At 38.1% G+C, this 6,000-nt stretch carries 4 protein-coding genes; all 4 read right to left on the reverse strand.

The genetic code is table 11. The features are described 5' to 3' along the window. Nucleotides 1–398 precede the first annotated feature (398 nt). The 4 genes from AC1TO5_RS19385 to AC1TO5_RS19400 are packed head-to-tail and all read right to left on the reverse strand — an operon-like array spanning nucleotide 399 to nucleotide 4,963. Nucleotides 399–2,840: an ATP-dependent Clp protease ATP-binding subunit gene (locus AC1TO5_RS19385; protein ID WP_482064490.1), complete on the reverse strand. Its 2,442-nt coding sequence runs from the start codon at nucleotides 2,838–2,840 to the stop codon at nucleotides 399–401. Further along, nucleotides 2,837–3,922 (reverse strand): protein-arginine kinase McsB, encoded by a 1,086-nt coding sequence (gene mcsB / locus AC1TO5_RS19390; RefSeq protein ID WP_482064491.1) that lies wholly within the window; start codon nucleotides 3,920–3,922, stop codon nucleotides 2,837–2,839. The genes AC1TO5_RS19385 and mcsB overlap by 4 nt, the downstream gene beginning before the upstream one ends. A gap of 37 nt (nucleotides 3,923–3,959) precedes the next feature. Beyond that, nucleotides 3,960–4,481, reverse strand: a complete 522-nt coding sequence (gene mcsA / locus AC1TO5_RS19395) for a protein-arginine kinase activator protein McsA (RefSeq protein WP_482064494.1) — start codon at nucleotides 4,479–4,481, stop codon at nucleotides 3,960–3,962. Nucleotides 4,482–4,501: 20 nt separating this feature from the next. After that, nucleotides 4,502–4,963, reverse strand: coding sequence for a CtsR family transcriptional regulator (locus AC1TO5_RS19400; RefSeq protein WP_482064492.1), 462 nt, complete (start codon nucleotides 4,961–4,963; stop codon nucleotides 4,502–4,504). Nucleotides 4,964–6,000 lie beyond the last annotated feature (1,037 nt).

Raw genomic sequence — 6,000 nt, forward strand, 5'->3', positions numbered from 1 at the left:
TTTGATAACGATGAGTAGACTAACGTAGCATACTCGGCATCGAATATGAAGCGAACTTGGAAAGTACGGTTCGCGTGTACGCACTAATGTACACTTGCGCTTCCATCTTTCTCAAGTAGCACCCCATCTTCTCGGCTTTCGAAAGCCCGCCTTTTAAACCTTTATTTTATTAGGTAGTTTAATAGACAGTTCAAAATCAAATTTCATTATATCCGACTATTCTTACTTCATTTCATTTTAACATTAACATATAATTTTCAAAAGAGACATTAGTGAAAATTTTCACTTTATAGTATTTATTATACAAAAAAGGTGTCATAAAAATAGGAACCTCCTACTTTTATGACACCTTAAAACTAACTAGATAACATTATATCCAACCAATGAACTTAACTTACTTATTCAACGGTAGCTTTTACGTCTTTCACTACAACTAATTCACCATCTTTTTCATCAATGAGGAAGGAATCTCCTTTTTGAATAACGCCCATTAGCAGATCTTCTGAAAGACGATCTTCAATATGTTTTTGAATCGCTCGACGTAATGGACGAGCACCATATTGCGGATCATAACCTTCTTTTGCTAAGAATTTCTTCGCTTCATCTGATAAAGTGAACTCAATTTCTTGCTCCATCAAACGTTTAGCAAGATCATCTGACATTAACGTAACGATTTTCGCAATATGCTCTTCACCAAGTGAATGGAACACGATCGTTTCATCGATACGGTTAATAAATTCTGGACGGAAGCTTTTCTTAAGCTCAGCCAATACTTTATCTCTCATCGATGCAAACTCTCTACCAGCGTCATTTACCGCCGTAAAGCCAAGTGTAGAGTTTCTCTTAATTTGATCAGCACCAACGTTTGAAGTCATAATAATTAATGTATTGCGGAAGTCAACGACGCGACCTTTCGAATCGGTTAGACGACCATCTTCCAGCACTTGAAGTAGAATATTGAATACTTCAGGATGTGCCTTCTCGATCTCATCTAGCAATACGACAGAATATGGTTTGCGACGTACCTTCTCTGTTAATTGACCACCCTCTTCATAACCTACATATCCTGGAGGAGCACCTACTAGTCGAGAAGTGGAGTGTTTCTCCATATATTCAGACATATCAATACGAATAACCGAATTCTCATCCCCAAACATCGCTTCAGCTAGTGCACGAGCTAGTTCTGTTTTACCAACACCTGTAGGTCCAAGGAAGATGAACGAACCGATCGGACGCTTAGGATCCTTCAATCCAGCACGAGCACGTCGAATCGCACGAGATACTGACTTGACTGCTTCTTCTTGACCGATTATACGATCATGTAGAATACTTTCCATCTTAAGAAGACGCTCTGTTTCTCCTTCTCCAAGCTTGCTTACAGGAATTCCGGTCCAGCTTGCTACAACTTGAGCAATATCCTCAGGTGTTACTTCAGAGTCTGTACGTCCTTGTTTTTCTTTCCAAAGGTTTTTCGTTGTATCTAGTTCTTCACGAATTTTTTGTTCTGTATCCCGAAGTGCTGCTGCTTTCTCAAACTCTTGGCTTTGTACAGCGGCATCTTTTTCTTTGCGAATGTTTTCAAGACGATTTTCTAATTCCTTCAAATTAGGTGGTACAGTGTATGTGTTCAATCTTACGCGAGAACCAGCTTCATCGACCAAATCAATCGCTTTATCTGGTAAGAAACGATCTGGGATGTAACGATCAGATAATTTAACTGCTTGAATGATAGACTCATCTGTAATTTTCACACGGTGATGAGCCTCATAACGATCACGCAGACCATACAAAATTTGAATCGCTTCTTCCACAGATGGTTGATCTACCGTAATCGGTTGGAAACGACGTTCAAGTGCCGCATCCTTCTCGATATATTTGCGATATTCATCAAGTGTCGTTGCACCGATACATTGCAATTCACCACGAGCTAGGGCTGGCTTCAAAATATTAGAAGCATCAATTGCTCCTTCAGCACCACCTGCACCGATTAAAGTATGCAGCTCATCAATGAACAAAATAATATTACCTGCTTGGCGAACTTCATCCATAATCTTTTTCAGACGGTCTTCGAATTCACCACGATATTTCGTACCTGCCACAACAGAACCCATATCAAGCGTCATCACTCGTTTATCACGTAAAGTTTCAGGGATTTCGTTATTAATAATTTTTTGTGCTAATCCTTCGGCAATCGCTGTTTTACCGACACCAGGTTCCCCAATTAATACAGGATTATTTTTCGTACGACGGCTTAATACTTGGATAACACGCTCAATCTCTTTGGAACGACCAATAACAGGGTCTAGATTACCTTCTCTAGCTGACACCGTCAAGTCTCTAGCCAATCCATCAAGTGTTGGTGTACTTACATTGTTTTGCGTATGCTGATGGCTTGATACCGCCTCGTTACTCCCTAACAATTGCAGCACTTGTTGACGAGCTTTATTCAAGCTAATGCCCAAGTTATTCAAGACGCGCGCCGCAACACCTTCGCCTTCGCGAATTAGACCAAGTAAAATATGTTCTGTTCCTACATACGTATGGCCAAGCTTGCGTGCTTCGTCCATCGATAATTCAATAACTTTTTTCGCACGAGGCGTATAGGCAATATTGTTAGGCTGCTCTTGACCACGGCCAATTAATGCTTCCACTTCATCTTGAATTTTTTCAAGACCTAAGCCTAGTCCTTGTAAAGCTTTAGCTGCGATACCTTCACCTTCACGAATTAGACCAAGTAAAATATGCTCTGTACCGATATTGTTATGTCCCAAACGTACTGCTTCTTCTTGAGCTAACGCTAGTACTTTTTGGGCACGCTCTGTAAATCGACCAAACATCATAATGAAGCACCTCCACTTTCACCTTGTTTATTCAATTGCTCTCTAATCAGTTCGGCTCGCTTATAATCGCGATCCTCTACAGAGAGTTTTTCATTGTAACGATGCTGTAAAAATCCTGGTTGTGTCATAATAAGTAATTCGTTCAGCACATGAGGTGGAATATTCGACAATATACCGAGATCTGCCCCAAGTCGAACATCAGATAACCGTTGTGCTGCTTCCTTAGAATCTATAATAGCTGCATGTGCAAGAATACCATAAGAGCGTTTCACACGATCTTCTACACGCCTTAATGATTCATTCATTAGCTTACGACGCGCTGCTTTTTCATGTTCAATAATTTGTTTGGCTACCCCGTATAAATTGTCAATAATTTCTTGTTCTGATTGACCAAGCGTAATTTGATTCGATATTTGAAATAAATTTCCTAGTGCTTCGCTTCCTTCACCGTAAAGTCCACGAACAGCTAACCCTACTTGGGTAACTGCCGAAAGTATACGATTGATTTGTTGCGTAAGTACTAATGCGGGCAAATGCATCATAATCGATGCTCTTAATCCCGTACCAACATTGGTTGGACAAGTCGTTAAGTAGCCTTTATTCTCATCAAATGCAAATTCTGCAGCCTCTTCATAACAATCATCTATCGCATTCGCTAATTTCCATGACTCCATAATTTGAAATCCTGGATATAAACATTGTATGCGTAAATGATCTTCCTCATTGATCATAATACTAACAGCTTCATTATCACTCAAAATAACAGCACCGGCACGGGATTCATTAGCCAAATTTGGACTAATAAGATGTTTTTCAACTAACACCCTTTTATCTAATTCACTAAGATCCTTTAATAAAATAGTATTGAAATGCCCATGAGCATCTAGAGTTCCTGAATCACTAATCGCTAATAATTGTTCGAGCACTTCATTGGCTTGAGCTGTTGTCGCAAGTAGAGGAAACGGCTGATGATTAAGATTACGTGCTAAGCGAACTCTACTACTTATAACAACATCCGAATCTGGTCCTTGACCTCTCATCCAATCACTAAGTGCATCAGAAGAAAATTGATGCTCTGTCAACAAACTCACTCCTATCTATATAAATATTGTCATCTGATCATTGCTGCATCTTTCGCTCAAGCTCACGAATTTCATCACGAAGCTCAGCTGCTTTTTCAAACTCCTCAATTTCAATATTGCGATGAAGCTCACTGCGTAATTCTTCTATTTGTCTCTTACATTGAATTTTACTACCAGAACGCTTAGGTATTTTCCCGCTATGTGTTGTGCTGCCATGAATCCGTTTAATTAGCGGATTCAATCGTTCAGAAAAAGCATGATAACAATCACTACAGCCAAAACGACCAACTTTACTAAATTGGGTGTAGCTCATCCCACATGTTTCACAACGTACAGATTCCTGCGGTGCAATATTGCTTAAGCTTTTATTACCGATCGTATCAAAATCTAAAATGCCCGATAATAGACTGTGAATAGAAAAACTATTTGGCGCGCCAGGGATACTTTCTCCCTTTTCTCTAGCACAAGCTTCACAAATGTGAAATTCTGTCTTTTCTCCATTTATGATCTTAGTAAAATGTAACGTTGAGGGTCTCTTCCCACATTCTTGACAAGTCATCATACACAACTCCTTGCGACTTATTTCAATAATAAAGCAACCAGCATCGATTTCAATAATCTTGCTCTTAATTCATCTCGATAGGGAAGCTTTAATACCAGTGTATCTCGATGAATAGCTACACGTATTAGATTTGCTTCACGCTTTGTCATATGACCTGCTTCTTCAAGCTGATAGATAAGTCCTTCTGCATTACTTTGATCAATTTGTTTACCAATCGTTTGATCAAAATGTAATTGAATCCCTTTTAACTCAGGTAATTCAACACGTTGAATGCGAACATACCCACCACCACCGCGCTTACTTTCTACAACGTAGCCCTTCTCAAGGGTAAACCGTGTACTCATCACATAATTAATTTGAGAGGGAACGCAAGAGAACTTCTCGGCCAGATCGTTGCGCTGAATCTCAACAGCACTCTCACCACTATTATCAAGCATCTGCTTTAAATAAAGTTCGATGAGATCTGAAATATTACGCAAATCAACAACCTCCTCTCAGTTCAGTTATATTGACTTTGACTTTCTTTGACCTTAACTTCATTATACAAAATATAATGTTAAGGTCAAGTTTTTTCGCTATTTATCAGATAATTCAAATAACTAAAATATTCCACTTGTATTATATGTTCACAAAACGAGCTAACAGAACTGCCTCTTATTATTAGGATGATTCTTTATTAGTCCAAATATACCTGTGTAAACTACTATTTTTTTGCGATTCTTTTTATCCACATTCATTATTTTATGTCTGAATCGCTGCATATGTCCCTACAAAATCATAATTTTCAATTAATAATGGATTATTGGGAGTATGATGCTGTGTAACTAGTCGTTGTTCCAACAAAAGCATTTCTTTCTACCTATATCGACATCGATAGTACTATTTGAAATCTATACCAGTTTAATTTTTTCTATGACTCTATACATAAAAAATTTCATTTTTCTTCATTTTAATTCCACATTTACTTTTTTATGATAATGTTTTACAATATATTTAACTTGAACTAGCACTTCATGACTACAATCATTCCTTTTAATAATTAATCTTACTATTTTAAGCATTAAGAAGCAGTAGTTAACCATACTTCAAGATATCTATTTGTTTGATCGTTACCTTAACTTGTACTTACATATTAAAACATAGAGTGAGCAATTGTATTACAGTTTCATTAGTCCATTATTATTCTGTATTACGTAATTTTAGTTTCATGATTTGAATTAGAAGACTATCGTTTTCTTCAACATGAGCTTACTTGATCTATGTTCTTCGCATTACCTTCCATATCAGCTAACCTCCTCGCATCATCCATGCAAGTATTCGAACCCTCGAAAAATACTCCCCACTTCTTAGAGTAGTCAACAAGAAAAGGGATAATTCCAATTGTCATTGAAAAATGACTCTGGGATTATCCCCTTCTTTATGTAATATTAGAAAACAACAAAAAAGCCTACTGCGTATGCAGTAGACTCATCCGTGCTTGGCGACGTCCTACTCTCCCAGGACCCTGCGGTCCAAG

This window comes from Paenibacillus sp. Y930 (genome assembly GCF_056786375.1).